This window comes from Streptomyces sp. NPDC041968 (assembly GCF_055589025.1).
The window spans coordinates 67228-80808 of record NZ_JBVJCB010000014.1; the positions used below are offsets into that span (position 1 = coordinate 67228).

Genomic DNA, 13581 nt, shown 5'->3' on the forward strand with positions numbered 1-13581 from the left:
GGCCGATCCTGGTGCGGTAGGCGTTGACCGCCTGGATCGGATGCCACCTCCGCGCGGAGGACGGCATCCGACCGGCTTGGCATGGGAACCAGCTACGTGCGCCGGGTCAGCAGACCGGCGTCGATGGCCTCAGCGACAAGGCCGGCGCCGCGGCTGTTCTGGTGGATGTGGTCGGTCGTGAGCACGAGACCTCGGCGCTGTGAGATCGTGTCGAGCTTGCGGCGGAGCACTGCGTGCTGGACGAGGACGCCGAGGGCCGCTGCGGGCGTCACCTCCCGGTAGGGAACCGGCGGTGGGTCCGCTTGGCGCAGTTCCTCCGTCTGGCGTTCGTGGAGCGGAAGGTAGACCACCTCGTGGGTGGCGGCGACTTCGGCGATCGTCCGGCTGTACGCCTGCGATGCCTGAGCCGCTGCCCCGTCGAGTTGTTGGCCGAGTACCGGTAGCGACAGCAGACCGATCGTCGCGTCGGTCTCCGCTCGCAGCCGTGCGACGACGGTCCCCAGGCACTGCTGGAACCATCCGGCTGACGGGCGACGGGGGAGCTGTTTGCGCTTCATGGCCTGCTCGACGGGGTAACCGACGAGGCTCGCTCGCGCGTCGTTGGTCCCGATCAACACGGTGATCACATCAGGCGGGTTCGTGACGACGGCGTCGAGGCGCTGCAAGAGGTTGTGGGCGAAGTCGCCGTTGACGCCGAAACGGGCAAGCTGCACGGCACCGGGAGGAAGACGTCGTCCGAGGAGATCCAGGTAGTCGACGCTGAACTGCGCTCGGGTGAGGCTGTCGCCGAGGCACGCGATGCGTATCGTCACGGCGCCTCCTCCCGGCCCGGCGTACCGACGCGGTCGGTCGGGCGGGTGTCGGTCCGCGGACGGTGGTCGGTGCCGAGGCTCGCGGTGATGGACAGGATGGACGTCGGCTCCTCCATGTCGACCACGTGCCATACCCCGGCCGGGTTGACGGTGGCCTCGCCCGGCCCCAGCAGAACGCGGTCGACCACCCCGTCCACGTCGCGGGTGACCGTCGCCGATCCGCTGAGGCACACGACCAGTTCGTCACCTGCGGGGTGGCTCTCCCAATGGTCGCCGAGGCCGTCGCCGTCGAAGATCATCACCATCCGGCCCTCGGCGCCGTCCGCCGCGACAGCGGCGCTGTAGGCCTGGAGCACCTCCGGGTCCCAGGCGAAGCCCTCGACGGGTTTAGCCCTCGAACCCAGTCCGAGGTGTACCGGGGTGGTCCGCAGGTCCATGGCGTTGCGTTCGTGGTCCACGAGTCTCATGTCGGCGATCGTCCACGACAGCGATCGGGCGGTCTTGAAGGAAAGGGAAGAGAAGCCGACGCGACGGGCAGACGCTTGGCGGCTACCCACCTCCGAGGAGGACCTCGCTGCGACGCCACGCCGTCGGTGATCGGTTCGTGAATTCGCGCCAGTCCCGGACGAGATGGGCCTGATCGGCGTAGCCGGAGGCGGTTGCCACCTCGGCCCACGGGAGGGGGTTCTGCACCGCCGCCAGCTCGTGCGCGTGCTCGAAGCGTAGGACTCGGGCGAAGGTCTTCGGCGACAGGCCCACCTCAGTGCGAAACCGCTCGGTGAGGTGACGACGGCTCCAGCCGAGTTCCGCGGCGACCGCACCAACCTGGACGCAACCCCGCGCCGCGACGAGCCGGTGCCATGCCTCGACCACCTCGGGACGTGCCCAGCGCACATGGTCGCCGCAGGCGCCACGGCCGACAGCTCGGAGGAGCAGAGCGTCCAGCGCGGTGAACCGCTCCCCCCATGCCGTCGCCGATCGCAGCCGATCGACCAGCTCTACGGCAAGCGCTCCGAGAAGCTCGTCGAGTGGGACCATTCGGTGAGCGAGTTCGGCGGACGGCATGCCGTAGATGGCCCGGGCCCCGAGCGGTGTCAGCGACACCTGAACACCTTGCTGGCGTCCGTCGTGGTGAATCGCGACGGACCGGCACATCAGACCACCGGCCACGCTGCCGTATCGGGTGACCGGTGACCCGTCGTCGACCCCCGCCGCCACTTCCAACGGACCTGACAGGCTGATCACCGCAGTGAGCGAGCGGCTCGGCGGGCCGCAGTGCACCCCTGTCGGGAGTCCGCGGAGGTCGAAGCCGAGATACGAGTCGACGTACTGCCGCAGGGCGGGCGCGGGACGCGCAGCGATCTCGGTGGCCGTGTGGTCCTCCATCTTCGCCAGTGTACGAGCCGCCCGACCCGCCGACATCGCCGTGGAATCGTCTGTCAGCGAGTGGCCCTCCGGACGGCCTCGGCCACGGCGACCTGAACCCCCGGCGCACGACCCGCTGCGGCTTCTTGCTCTCCTGGCGTTCTGCTCTCGCCGGTAGAATGCGGCGGTGCGTACGGTCGAGCTTCTGTTTGACGAGGCGGCGGAGCTGGCGGTCCGGGAGGCCTGGCGGCGGCTCGCGGAAGCGGGGCTGCCCAGTCAGGCGCGTCACCGTTCCCCGACCAACAGCCCGCACCTCACCCTGGCGGCCTGTCCGGAGCTGACCGCCCCGATCCGCTGGGAGCTGGCTCAGGTGGCCGCCTCCCTGCCGCTGCCGGTGCGGTTCACCGGAGTGGTCCGCTTCGAGCGGCCCACCTCGGTGCTGGCCTGGGCGCTGGACCTCGACTCCGTGCTGGAGAGTCTGCACCACCGGGTGTGGGAGGCGGTGGCCTCGGACAGTCCGCCCGGGACTCTGAGCCCGTTCCATGCCCCTGGGCGCTGGAGCCCGCACGTCACGCTCGGCCGCACCAGGCGGGCAGGTGCCTTCGCCGGCCGGCAGATCCCCGAACTGCTTCCGGCGCCGCCGCTGTCCGTCCGGCTCAGCACCCTGCGCAGCTACGACACGGTGACCGGTGCCCTGGAGGTGCTGGAGCCCCGTCCCTGAGACGTGCCCCGACGCCGGCCGAACGACGGGCCCGTCAAGCGGTCGTCGAGGACACCGCCGGCGCCCGCGCCGCCGGTACGGCCGCCCGCCCGGCGATCATCGCCGTGCCAGTTCCTCTGGAGCCGGCGGTCCCGATCCGCGGCGCGCGCCCGTGTACCGGCGGACCCACGGTTGGGGAGCTACGCGCCTGGACGCGCCGGGGTGGTGTCCGCGCCGTCAGGTGGGGGTCTTCGGCTGTTGGCGGGCGTTGTGGGTGTTGCGGAGTTCCTGGTTGATGCGCTGGGCTTCCTCGAGTTGGTCTTCGAGGATGATGATGCGGCAGGCGGCTTCGATGGCGGTGCCGGAGTCGACGAGCTCGCGGGCGCGGGCGGCGATGCGCAGTTGGTAGCGGGAGTACCGGCGGTGGCCGCCTTCGGAGCGCAGGGGGGTGATCAGGCGGTGCTCGCCGAGCGCGCGGAGGAAGGCGGGGGTGGTGCCGAGCATGTCGGCGGCCCGGCCCATGGTGTAGGCGGGGTAGTCGTCGTCATCGAGGGGGATGACGGGCTGGGGACTGCCAGAGGGCATAGGCCTCTTCTTTCTAGGGACGCGTCGAGGGGCCCGAGTGCCGTACTGGCACCCGGGCCCCGAGCTTTCAACACCATCTGCCGGCCATTATGGCCGACCTTCTGTGTCCGCAGGTCCGCCCGGAGGGGCGGGGCTGCGGGGATCGCGGATGCGTGACCGGGGACCACCTTCCATTCCGGGGTCTGCGGTACCCGGGCGGACTGCTTCCTCGCCCGGGCGATCCTGATGGCGCTCTGCTCCTTACCTCGTTGTACTGCCGGACTTACCTATATGGCTGTGCGGCCCCAGGGCCGCTCCTGCTTGCGTGGCAGTCGTCTCTGCCGCGCCCTTCGACTTCTGGGTACGCAGAAACACTAACTCTCCTCGGCGGCAATGTCTACTCTCGACGCTACAGATTTCCTCCAGGGGCTGTGGGTGCGAGTCTGCTCGTCCTGCGTTCGGGCGAGCGGCGCGCACGGTGGGATCCGGCCGGTGGGGGAGAGGGCTGGCCGCAGCCGTCGGGACGGGGGGGGGGGAACGGATCGACCCACCGCGCGGAGGCGCTGCCCGATGCGGAATACTTGATCGATGGGTACACGCGCTTTCCCGGCCGGCCGGCCGGTCACGATCCGGAGAGCCGTCGCGCGGGATGCCAAACGGTTGACGCGGCTCGTGCGCGGATCGGGTGCCTACGAGGGCCTGTACGCGTCCGCGGTCGCGGGCTACCGGGTCGGTCCCGACTACATCGAGGCCCACCGGGTCTTCGTGGCCTCCGATGCTGACGATCACGAGGACCGGGTGCTCGGGTTCTATTCGCTCGTCCTCGCTCCGCCCGAGCTCGACCTGCTGTTCGTCGCGGACGAAGCGCAGGGACGGGGTATGGGGCGGCTGCTCGTCGCGCACATGCGGTCCGAAGCCCGTGCTGCCGGAGTCGACCGGGTCAAGGTCGTGTCGCACGTTCCCGCCGAGGACTTCTACCACCGCGTCGGCGCGGTACGGACCGGCACCGTGTCCGCGAATCCGCCCGCCGTGCCGTGGGACCGTCCCGAGTTCGAGTTCCGCATCTGACTTCCGCGGTGGCCAGGTCATCACCGAGGGGCCGTCCGGGCAGCGGTCGGCCGCCGCCCCCTTCCTCCGCGCCGTCCTCACCCGCCCGAACGAAACACCGGACAGCCGTGGCGTCGCGCCGCCGCGGGCATCGAACCCAAGTGGACCTGAGCCAACCTGAGACAAGCGGACCGTCCGGGTTCTCCGAGGTTCCGCCGATGCCCTCAAGTCGCTCCGCCCAGGCGCCGAAGCGAGCCGCGTCGAGCGGTGCACCGGTTGCCGGGGTGCCCGGACCACCGGGCGCAACGCGGAGGCGCCCCGGCACTCGGCGAGCGGAGCGGCAGGCGGAGGGGTGATGTCCGTGGCCTGTCGTATCGTCCCGGCAAGAAGCGCCAGCCTCGGCCTCCTGGAGCCCCCGTGCCGCAGCCAGCTCGTCCGGTGAGCACCATCGTCGCCCCTCTGGCCTTCTCCGGAGTCGGCGACGCCCCACGCCTGGAGCGGCGCGGTGGGACGCGGCGGCTCGTGCAGCGCGGTGACACGGCGCTGGTCGTCCAGGACCTGGCGCCGTCGGCGGCGGCCGTCCGTTTACCGGCGCCCCGGCCGCGCCGGTACGGCTCCTGCGCGGTGTCGCCCGCGGGGGACCTGGCCGTCTTCGCCGGGCTCCACGCGCTCCGGGCCGTGGACCGGTCCGGGAAGGTGCGCTGGGAGGTGCGGCACCCTTGCTGGGCGGGCTGCGCGGGGCACGACGCGTTCGCCGATTACGCCGAGGAGCGTGACCATCGGTACGCCGGCAGCGGCTCGGCCGGGTTCTCCGCGGACGGATCGCTGGTGTGGGCCCACGTCCGCGGGTCCCTGGCCAACGACCGGGGCCGTGGAGCGGACGAGTGGCAGGTCATCGACCCCGAGGGCGGCACCGTACTGGCTCGCGCGGCGACGCACACGGCGGCCGTGGGCTCCGACCACGTTCCGCATCCGGACCCCCGTCAGATGGGTCTGACCATCGGGGAGGGCCAGGACGGTGCTCCGCTGCGCTGGGGGCGCTGGGACGGCCGCACCCTGGCCGTCGACACCTTCGGCGAGGCGGACCGGGTGCTGCTGGCGGTGAGTCCCACCGGGAAGCGCCTGCACACCGTGACCCACGACCAGGACGGGCCGGCACTGGCTCGTCGACGCGGCCCGCATGCGACTCACCGACCGGCTCGTCCACCCCTTCGAGGTGTCCGGCCTGCCGAGGGCCCTGGGCGACGGCACCTGGTACACCGTGTCGCCCGGCGACAACGCTCTGCACCTCTGGTCCCTGTGACCGTGCCGCGCACCCTCGCACACGTTCGGCGCCGTGCACGCCTTCTCGTGTCCGGCCGCGTACACCACTGAGTGACGTCCGATTCCGTATGTCCCGACGACCGGCGGTGAAGTGCCGCCCTCGTGACCGAAGGAGCCCCATGGCCAAGCTCATCTACTCGATGCTCACCTCGCTCGACGGGTACGCCGAGGCGGCGCAGGGAGACCTCGGCGCCGGAGCCGAGGACGAGGAGGTGCACACCTTCATCGGCGACCTCTTCCGCCCCGTCGGAACGTACCTGTACGGCCGGCGGATGTACGAGACGATGGTCTACTGGGAGACCGCCCACACCGAGCCCGACCAGCCGCCGCACATCCTGCAGTACGCCCGCGACTGGCAGGCCGCCGAGAAGATCGTGTACTCCACGACGCTCGACGCCGTGTCCAGCGCCAGAACCAGGATCGAGCGGACCTTCGACCCGGATGCGGTGCGCAGGCTCAAGGCGGAGGCGGAGCACGACCTCACCGTCGACGGCCCTCATCTCGCCTCCCAGGCGATCTCGGCCGGCCTGGTGGACGAGTACCACCTGTTCATCACCACGAGCGTGGTCGGCGGCGGCAAGCGCTTCTTCCCCGACGGAGTGCGCCTGGACCTCGAGCTGGTGCAGCAGCGCGCCTTCCCCAGCGGACTGATCTACGCGCACTACCGGACCCGCTGAGCCCGCCGGCCGGTGCCCGACCGACGACCGCACCTCCAGGTCCGGACCGCGGGCGAGCAGGCGGGACGACCGGACCGGTGCCGCATCGCCCGGACGGCGGTCAGCCGAAGTCGTCGGGGACGACGCGGAGTTTGTTCGCGATGCGGGCGAGGGCCTTCTGGTCGGTGGAGTTGAGTTCGTCGAGGACGACGCGGCGCACGGCGCGCAGGTGCGTGGGCGCCGCTCGGTGCACGATGTCGAAGCCGGCGGCGGTGAGTTCGGCGAGGGTGTAACGCCCGTCCTCCGGGTCGGGCGCCCGCACGATCCAGCCGCGCTGTTCACAGCGCTTGACGACGTTGGACAGGCGGGAGAGCGACCCGCTGGCGAGGAAGGCCAGCTCTCCCATCCGCAACGTGCGTTGCGGGGCCTCGGAGAGGTGGCTGAGCACGAGGTACTCGAACAGGGTGAGGCCGTGCTCCTGCCGCAGTGGCGATTCCAGCTTGCCGGGCAGCAGCAGCACGAGGGAGATCAACCCCGTCCACGCCGTCTTCTCCTGCTCGTCGAGCCATCGCGGCTCCTCGTCGTCCTCCTGCGGGCCCGTGCCGCCCATTGCTTCTCCCGTGTTGCTCATGAATCGTCCCGTCCCTCCGGCCGGCCGGGCCATGGGAATCACTTTACGCTTGAAGTCGTTGCGTGTTAAGTTCACTTCATGCGTGAACTCATTCGAGTGGGCGCGCACCCCTATGGATGGGAAGAGGAAGCACCATGGGCACCGTCACCTTCGGTATCACCCCGGGCTTCGGCGAGAAGCTGCACGCGGCCCTCGGCTACAGCGGGGCCGTCCGCGTCGGCGACCGGGTCGAGATCTCCGGCCAGGCCGGCGTGGACGACGACCTGGTCGTTCCCGACTCGCTGGAGGACGAGATCATCCAGGCGTTCGACAACGTGGAGCGCACGCTCGCCACGGTCGGCGCGACGTGGAAGGACGTCATCCACGTGAACTCGTACCACAAGGTCGCGCCGGGAGACGACGTCATCGGCGAGGACCACAACGCGGTCATGGCCGAGCAGTTCCGGCGTCGTCTCGGTGGCCGTGCGCCGATCTGGACCGAGACCGGCGTCACGGTCCTCGGCCTGGCCGCCATGCGCGTGGAGATCCGCGTCACCGCCATCGTCGGCAGCGGTGACTGAACGCCCACCACCGCCGACTCGCCACCCACCCCACCCGCCTGTGGAGGGCCCACCACGGGCGGGTGAATCAGGGCTCTGCTGCCCCGTGCCGCCCGCAGGAGGCGTGCCGGTGCTCCGCCGACGGCGGCCCGGCCGGCCCCGGTGCTCCTCTTCCGGAGGCACCGGGGCGGGAAGTCCGGCGGGGCGCGCGGAGTCAGTCGTCGTAGGACAGCCCGTGCCCGGCGGGGAAGAGGACCTCGCTCGGGTCGTCGGCCCGCTGGATGGGCACGGGCAGCTTGCCGCGCGGCGCGACCCGGCCGGCGATCACCCGGGCGGCCGCGCGCAGTTCGACCTCGGTCCAGCAGTAGGAGACCAGTGATGCCGGGACCTCGCCGAGGTGGGCGATGTCGTAGGGGTTGCGCACGGCGAGGTGGATGACGGGAACGCCGGTCGCGAGCAGCCGGGAGATCAGGAGGCGTTGGGTGCTGGTGGCGCCGACGTTGTCGGTGGTGACCACCACCGCGTCCCGTCCCCGTGCGGCCGCCACGGCCTCGTCGATCTTCGCCGTGTCGGGGGCCCGGCCGGTGGCGAGGTGGGTGGTGCTGTAGCCCAGTTCGTCGAAGGCCCCGGCCAGTTCGGGCACCGTGGTGCGGGTGGCGTCGGTCGGGAAGGCCGGGCTCGCGCCGACCACGAGCAGCTTGCGCTGCCTGCGGCGCAGCGGGAGCGCCTCGTCCTCGTTGACCAGCAGGGTGGTGGTGCGCTCGGCGATCCGGGCGGCGGCGAGGCGGTGCCCCCGGGCCCCGACGACCCGGTCGACCTCCTTCGCGGACACGTAGGGGCTGCCGCTGAGCAGTCCCACCTTGTCCTTCACCCGCAGGATGCGCAGGACGGACTCGTCGAGCCGGTCCTCGGTGATCTCTCCGCTGCGGACGGCGGCCAGGACGCCGTGGTAGGCGACGTCGATGTTCGGTGGGAACAGCAGCTGGTCGACGCCGGCCTTGAGGGCGAGGACGGGCACACGGTCGTCGCCGTACTTGGTGCGCACCCCCTGCATGTTGAGCGCGTCGGTGACGATGACGCCGTCGAAGCCCAGTTCGTCCCGCAGCACGCCCTGGAGGATGGCGGATGACAGGGTGGCCGGTTCGTTGCTGGGGTCGAGCGCGGGGACCTGGAGGTGCGCGGTCATGATCGAGTCGACGCCGGCGGCGATCGCGGCCTTGAAGGGCGGGGCGTCGATGCGGTCCCATTCCTCGCGGGTGTGGGTGATCACGGGCAGTCCGGTGTGGCTGTCCTCCCCGGTGTCCCCGTGGCCGGGGAAGTGCTTGGCGCAGGCGACGACGCCGGCCCGCTGGTAACCCGTCACCTGGGCCGCCACCATACGGCCGACCGCACGGGCGTCGGCGCCGAAGGAGCGGACGTTGATGATGGGGTTGGCCGGATTGACGTTGACGTCGGCGACCGGGGCGAAGTTTTGGTGGATGCCCAGGGCGGCGAGTTCGGTGCCCGAGATCAGTCCGGCGGTGCGCGCGTCGGAGAGCGAGCGGCCCGCGCCGAGCGCCATCGCCCCCGGCAGCTGCGTGGCGCCGCTGCCGATACGGACGTTGGCCCCGTGCTCCTGGTCGATGGAGATCAGGGACGGAACGGGGGTGGGCAGGGCGAGTGAGGCCCGCTGCACGCCGTTGGTCAGATCCGCGATCTGGCGGGGGTCCTGGATGTTGTTCGCCCAGCCGGAGAAGTAGATGACACCGCCGATGTGGTACTTGGCGATCAGCTCGGCCACGGTGCGGACGCCGAGTTCCCTGAGGTTGCGGTCCTGGTCGACCTGGCTGGGAGAAGTCGCCGACGTGCCGTAGAAGTACGGCACGAACAGCTGGCCGATCTTGGCCTCGACGCTCATCCTGGAGATGATCTTCTTGAGGCGGTGGTCGCGCCCGTGTGCGGCCGCGGGGGTGGCCGCAGTGCCCACGACACCCGCCGCGCTCGCGGCGACCAGGGTCGCGGAGGCGAGAACGGTTCGTCTGGACAGGCTTCGGTCCTGCATGCGGGCATGCTCCTTCCGGCCTTGCTCGTCAAGGGAGTCGAAGGAAACGCAAAGGACTTCCGAACAGCGGGAAACGTAGCCCGCAGGTCACGAGCCGGGCAAGAGGTCTAGACAAAATAGGTCTAGACAAAGCAGGCCCTCGTTCCGTGGGCGCGGGTGCCCCGACGACGCCGTGCGGGACTGCTCCGCGCCCCGGGGCTCCTCACTGGCGTGGGTACAACCTTCGGTGGCGCGCGGATGTCTCCTCGGTGAACGCAGCAAGGTCCGTGCCCTCACCGCTCTGTCCGACGGCGGGGAGATGCACACGGTCGCACGCCCCTTCTCCGTGGTGGGGGCCGCGGCGGGGACCGGTGCCTTCCGGCACTCGTACCGGTTTCCGCCACGGCGCCACGCCCGGACAGAGGGCTGCACATCGCGCCCGCGACACGGCCCGTCGGCAGTCGTGGGCAGTCCCGGAGACCAAGGAGACTTTTCCGTGCGTCACATCAGAGAACTGGCCGTCACGGCCACGGCACTCCTCACCCTCGGCGGCGGCGCGGTCGTCACGGCCCCCGCGGCCCAGGCCGCAGCCGCCGCCGTGCCCTTCCCGTCCATCGGCTGGCAGCAGCGCAACTGTGACTACGACGGCAACGGGTTCGACGACGTGCTCACCGGCGCCCCGGGCGCCACGGTGAACGGTGCCACGGGCGCCGGGTACGTCACGGTGCAGTACAGCTCGTCGAGCGGTCTCAGTACGACGAAGAAGAGCGTGCTCCACCAGGACGTCTCCGGCGTGCCCGGCGCCGCGGAGGCCGGCGACGGCTTCGGAGCGGCCGTCGCCTCGGGTGACCTGGACAACGACGGGTACGACGACGCCGTCGTCGCGGTCCCGGACGAAGATCTCACCGGTCTGCCCGACGCCGGCGGTGCCGTCGTCTTCTGGGGATCGCCGACCGGACTGCACGGCTCCGACAGCACCTGGCTGGAGAACGACGACCCGCGGGCGGGCGCCCGCTTCGGGCGGGCCGTCGAAGCCGCGCGCTACTTCGCCCCCGACCCGGCCGACCCGGATGCCGACCTACGGGACTCGATCGCCGTCCTGGAGAACGACGCCCTGCTCTTCTTCACGCACGCGCCCGGCCAGGACGCGCAGGGGCTGACGATGTCGGACCGCAGGATACGGGCGAGCGACGTCGCGCCGGGGGACACCGGATTCGAGTTCCGCAGCCTCAGCCACGGCAACTACAACGAGGACCCCTGGGCCGACCTGGCCGTCTCCGGCGTCACCACCGGGAAGCAACCGGGTGCCGGCACCGTGCGCGTACTGCACGGCGCGCCGGACGTCGGGGGCCTCGGCGACGGGGGGACGTTCCCGGGCGGTCCGGCTGTCGTCTCCGGGGACTGGGACGGCACGGGGCAGGACGACCTCGTCATCGGTGACACCGGTGCCGGCGCGCCGACGGGCGGCGGGATCACCCTCTATCTGGGCCGCGGTGACCTGTCGGGTCTCGAACCCGAGCCGGCGCAGTACTGGACCCAGGACTCCACCGGCGTGCCCGGCACCTCGGAGGCGGGCGACCAGTGGGGCGCCGAGCTGTCGGCCGGGGACACCGACGGCGACGGCCACCCGGACCTCGCCGTGGGTGCGCCGGGCGAGGACATCGGCAGCGTGCCCGACGCGGGTGCCGTGTGGGTGCTGCGGGGCGACCGGACCGGATTCAGCGACGTCGGGGTGAAGAGCTTCGACCAGCAACTCGCCGACATCCCCGGTACGGCGGAGAAGTCGGACCGCTGGGGCGGTCAGGTACGGCTGATCGACGCCAACAAGGACGGCCTCTTCGGGCTCCTGGCGGCGGCACCGGGCGAGAACACCGACGACGGCTTCGTATGGGTCGTACCCGCCTCGTCGTCGGGGCTGGTCGCCCACGGCACGTGGACCTACGACGGGGCGCGGCTCGGGGCGCCGACGGCGGACGCGCGCTTCGGCGCGGCGGTCGACGAGTAACTCCGCGAGGGAGGCCGCCCTCCCGGACGGTGGCGGCCTCCTCACTCCGGACGACGGTGTCGTGCGGGTGGTACGCCCTCGGGCCCTCCTGACCTCCGTCCCGGCGGTGCGCCGGCGGCAACCCGGGGTGCGCGGTCCCTTCTTGTGAACGGCTTGTGAGGGCGGCGACGGGCAGGTGTTCCTTCGCCGTCCCGTGGGACCCGGACGGTCCTTACGGCAGGAGGGTGTTGATGATGGCTGAGACGAGCCGTCCCGCCTCCGGCGGCCATTCCGGGCGTTCTTCCTCGAGTGGTGAGCCGGTGGGGGAGTTGGTGCAGCGTGCGTCGCAGCAGCTCACCGAGTTGGTGCGGGCGGAGATGCGGCTGGCGCAGGCGGAGATGAGGGAGAAGGGCAAGCGCTACGGCAAGGGCGGCGGCCTGTTCGGCGGGGCCGGTCTCGCCGGCTTCTTCACCCTGCAGGCGCTGATCGCCACGGCGATCGCCGCCCTCGCGGTACCGCTGCCGGTATGGGCGGCTGCCCTGATCGTTACCGCCGTTCTCGGCGCGGTCACGGGTGTGTTGGCGATGACGGGCAAGAAGGAAGTGAGCCGGGCCGCCCCGCCGGCACCCGAGCGGACCATCGACAGCGTGAAGGCCGACGTGGCCGAGATCAAGGAGAGTGCCAAGCGATGACCCAGCCGCCCCACGACGAACCCACCGCCCAGAGCCCGGAGGAACTGCGCGAGCAGGTCGAGCAGACCCGCCACCGACTGGGGGAGACGGTCGAGGCCCTGGCCGACAAGACCGACGTCAAGGCCCGCGTCCAGGAGAAGGCGGTGGCCGCGAAGGAGCAGGCGTCGGCGAAGGCCACGGAGCTGACCGGAGAGGTCAAGGCCAAGGCGGCCCAGGCCGTACAGCTGGCGCAGGAGAAGCTGCCCGAACCGGTCACGGCGAAGGCCGCGGCAGCGGCGGGGCAGGCCAAGGCCAAGGCGGGACAGGCCCGGCAGGCCTGGTACGACCAGGCTCCCGAACCCGTACGGAACAACCGCACGCCGCTCGTGGCGGCCGGAGCGGCACTCGTCGTCGCCTGCGTGCTGCTGCGCCGCAAGAAGAAGTAGCGAGAGAAGAAGTAGCGAGAAGGGAAGCCGAGCACGGGCGGCCCGGAGCCGAGGACGGCGGACACGCTCCGCCGTCCTCGGGCCGTCGTGCCCACGGCCGGCGAGGCGGCCTGCGACGCGTCGACGCGCCCTCCCCGCCGGTGCTCAAGCGTCACGGAGATCATGTGCGCCCGCGGGGACGCACAGGGCGGCTTGGCGTGCGTGACCGCATGTCGAAAGGCCGATGCCGCGTAGACGGCCAGGCGCTCTGCGCGCCGGACGATCCACACCTCGGGCCTGGGACGAACCGCCGCCGCAGCGCATCCGCGGACTCTCCCCACGTACCAGCATGTCGCTCCACCGTGCGGAGAGACTCTCGGGCGACCACGTCATCTTCCCCGGGGTCACCGACCTCGCGCTGCGGCGATACCGGGCGTTCCTGCAGCCCGTGGGCCGTCGGCCGCTCTATCCGCGGGACGCGCAGTGCCCGTGCCGAGGCTGCTCCCCCGACGACGTACGCCACGCCCGCGACGTGCTGGACGACATCATGCGGCAACGGCCCGTCCGGGCTCGCTCGGAGCTGAGCCGCCACGTGGCTCGCCTGGACTCCGTCCCCAGGACGCGTACCCTGCCGGACCCGTCCGCCCACTGCCGGCAGTGGCACCCGGAGCGGTGGTGGCGACGCCGGCTCTCCGGCGGAAGCGAGTCGGGGTGAGCGAGGGCCACCGTTTCCGTCCAGGCGGCCCCGCCCCCGGACGGCCGGCAGAGCGAGGCGGTGCCGTTCCGCGACAACCGGAGCTCGGCCGAGACGGCCTGGTACTGAGGCCCGGTGTTCCACACCTTC

The 13581-nt window shown here is 71.5% G+C and carries 15 protein-coding genes; 9 read left to right on the forward strand and 6 right to left on the reverse strand.

From position 1 onward, the window contains the following. Nucleotides 1-92: 92 nt before the first annotated feature. From ACZ6EG_RS29300 to ACZ6EG_RS29310, 3 genes are all read right to left on the reverse strand, one after another. Nucleotides 93-812, reverse strand: coding sequence for an SGNH/GDSL hydrolase family protein (locus ACZ6EG_RS29300; RefSeq protein WP_391971557.1), 720 nt, complete (start codon nucleotides 810-812; stop codon nucleotides 93-95). Continuing rightward, a complete protein-coding gene (locus ACZ6EG_RS29305) occupies nucleotides 809-1279 on the reverse strand; it encodes a cupin domain-containing protein (protein ID WP_391971556.1) in 471 nt (156 codons plus the stop codon). Before ACZ6EG_RS29305 ends, ACZ6EG_RS29300 begins: the two co-directional genes overlap by 4 nt. A gap of 82 nt (nucleotides 1280-1361) precedes the next feature. After that, on the reverse strand, nucleotides 1362-2198 hold the full coding sequence (locus tag ACZ6EG_RS29310; RefSeq protein WP_391971555.1) for an AraC family transcriptional regulator: 837 nt from the start codon (nucleotides 2196-2198) through the stop codon (nucleotides 1362-1364). A gap of 166 nt (nucleotides 2199-2364) precedes the next feature. Here ACZ6EG_RS29310 and ACZ6EG_RS29315 point away from each other — a divergent pair, with 166 nt between their 5' ends. Next, nucleotides 2365-2898, forward strand: a complete 534-nt coding sequence (locus tag ACZ6EG_RS29315) for a 2'-5' RNA ligase family protein (protein ID WP_391971554.1) — start codon at nucleotides 2365-2367, stop codon at nucleotides 2896-2898. 216 nt (nucleotides 2899-3114) lie between these two features. Here ACZ6EG_RS29315 and ACZ6EG_RS29320 read toward each other — a convergent pair whose 3' ends face one another. Continuing rightward, a complete protein-coding gene (locus ACZ6EG_RS29320; protein WP_391971553.1) occupies nucleotides 3115-3462 on the reverse strand; it encodes a MerR family transcriptional regulator in 348 nt (115 codons plus the stop codon). Between the two features lie 567 nt (nucleotides 3463-4029). Between ACZ6EG_RS29320 and ACZ6EG_RS29325 the strand changes: the two genes are divergently transcribed. From ACZ6EG_RS29325 to ACZ6EG_RS29335, 3 genes are all read left to right on the forward strand, one after another. Next, entirely contained in the window at nucleotides 4030-4509 is a 480-nt protein-coding gene (locus ACZ6EG_RS29325; RefSeq protein ID WP_469608989.1) for a GNAT family N-acetyltransferase, read from the forward strand. A gap of 1159 nt (nucleotides 4510-5668) precedes the next feature. Further along, nucleotides 5669-5791, forward strand: a complete 123-nt coding sequence (locus ACZ6EG_RS29330) for a hypothetical protein (RefSeq protein ID WP_469608991.1) — start codon at nucleotides 5669-5671, stop codon at nucleotides 5789-5791. 139 nt (nucleotides 5792-5930) lie between these two features. Further along, on the forward strand, nucleotides 5931-6488 hold the full coding sequence (locus tag ACZ6EG_RS29335; protein WP_391971550.1) for a dihydrofolate reductase family protein: 558 nt from the start codon (nucleotides 5931-5933) through the stop codon (nucleotides 6486-6488). Between the two features lie 100 nt (nucleotides 6489-6588). Here ACZ6EG_RS29335 and ACZ6EG_RS29340 read toward each other — a convergent pair whose 3' ends face one another. Then, nucleotides 6589-7098, reverse strand: coding sequence for a MarR family winged helix-turn-helix transcriptional regulator (locus ACZ6EG_RS29340; RefSeq protein ID WP_391971549.1), 510 nt, complete (start codon nucleotides 7096-7098; stop codon nucleotides 6589-6591). Between the two features lie 134 nt (nucleotides 7099-7232). Between ACZ6EG_RS29340 and ACZ6EG_RS29345 the strand changes: the two genes are divergently transcribed. Continuing rightward, nucleotides 7233-7658, forward strand: coding sequence for a Rid family hydrolase (locus ACZ6EG_RS29345; protein ID WP_469608994.1), 426 nt, complete (start codon nucleotides 7233-7235; stop codon nucleotides 7656-7658). A 193-nt stretch (nucleotides 7659-7851) separates the two neighbouring features. Here ACZ6EG_RS29345 and ACZ6EG_RS29350 read toward each other — a convergent pair whose 3' ends face one another. Then, a complete protein-coding gene (locus ACZ6EG_RS29350; RefSeq protein WP_469608997.1) occupies nucleotides 7852-9678 on the reverse strand; it encodes a glycoside hydrolase family 3 protein in 1827 nt (608 codons plus the stop codon). A gap of 475 nt (nucleotides 9679-10153) precedes the next feature. Here ACZ6EG_RS29350 and ACZ6EG_RS29355 point away from each other — a divergent pair, with 475 nt between their 5' ends. From ACZ6EG_RS29355 to ACZ6EG_RS29370, 4 genes are all read left to right on the forward strand, one after another. After that, the gene (locus ACZ6EG_RS29355) at nucleotides 10154-11662 is read left to right on the forward strand and encodes an FG-GAP repeat protein (protein ID WP_469609000.1); all 1509 of its coding nucleotides are present in this window, start codon (nucleotides 10154-10156) and stop codon (nucleotides 11660-11662) included. Nucleotides 11663-11892: 230 nt separating this feature from the next. Next, the gene (locus ACZ6EG_RS29360) at nucleotides 11893-12333 is read left to right on the forward strand and encodes a phage holin family protein (RefSeq protein ID WP_391971545.1); all 441 of its coding nucleotides are present in this window, start codon (nucleotides 11893-11895) and stop codon (nucleotides 12331-12333) included. Continuing rightward, nucleotides 12330-12758 carry a DUF3618 domain-containing protein gene (locus ACZ6EG_RS29365; protein WP_391971544.1) on the forward strand — a complete coding sequence of 143 codons (429 nt, stop codon included), beginning with the start codon at nucleotides 12330-12332 and terminating at the stop codon, nucleotides 12756-12758. Before ACZ6EG_RS29360 ends, ACZ6EG_RS29365 begins: the two co-directional genes overlap by 4 nt. Nucleotides 12759-13086: 328 nt before the next feature. Continuing rightward, on the forward strand, nucleotides 13087-13452 hold the full coding sequence (locus ACZ6EG_RS29370; protein ID WP_469609005.1) for a hypothetical protein: 366 nt from the start codon (nucleotides 13087-13089) through the stop codon (nucleotides 13450-13452). The last annotated feature ends 129 nt before the right edge of the window (nucleotides 13453-13581 follow it).

Coding starts and splice junctions, on each gene's coding strand:
- ACZ6EG_RS29325 (WP_469608989.1), top strand. CDS start 4,030: ATGGGTACACGCGCTTTCCCGGCCGGCCGGCCGGTCACGATCCGGAGA.
- ACZ6EG_RS29370 (WP_469609005.1), top strand. CDS start 13,087: ATGTCGCTCCACCGTGCGGAGAGACTCTCGGGCGACCACGTCATCTTC.
- ACZ6EG_RS29360 (WP_391971545.1), top strand. CDS start 11,893: ATGATGGCTGAGACGAGCCGTCCCGCCTCCGGCGGCCATTCCGGGCGT.
- ACZ6EG_RS29320 (WP_391971553.1), bottom strand. CDS start 3,462: ATGCCCTCTGGCAGTCCCCAGCCCGTCATCCCCCTCGATGACGACGAC.
- ACZ6EG_RS29335 (WP_391971550.1), top strand. CDS start 5,931: ATGGCCAAGCTCATCTACTCGATGCTCACCTCGCTCGACGGGTACGCC.
- ACZ6EG_RS29340 (WP_391971549.1), bottom strand. CDS start 7,098: ATGAGCAACACGGGAGAAGCAATGGGCGGCACGGGCCCGCAGGAGGAC.
- ACZ6EG_RS29350 (WP_469608997.1), bottom strand. CDS start 9,678: ATGCAGGACCGAAGCCTGTCCAGACGAACCGTTCTCGCCTCCGCGACC.
- ACZ6EG_RS29330 (WP_469608991.1), top strand. CDS start 5,669: ATGCGACTCACCGACCGGCTCGTCCACCCCTTCGAGGTGTCCGGCCTG.
- ACZ6EG_RS29365 (WP_391971544.1), top strand. CDS start 12,330: ATGACCCAGCCGCCCCACGACGAACCCACCGCCCAGAGCCCGGAGGAA.
- ACZ6EG_RS29345 (WP_469608994.1), top strand. CDS start 7,233: ATGGGCACCGTCACCTTCGGTATCACCCCGGGCTTCGGCGAGAAGCTG.
- ACZ6EG_RS29310 (WP_391971555.1), bottom strand. CDS start 2,198: ATGGAGGACCACACGGCCACCGAGATCGCTGCGCGTCCCGCGCCCGCC.
- ACZ6EG_RS29305 (WP_391971556.1), bottom strand. CDS start 1,279: ATGAGACTCGTGGACCACGAACGCAACGCCATGGACCTGCGGACCACC.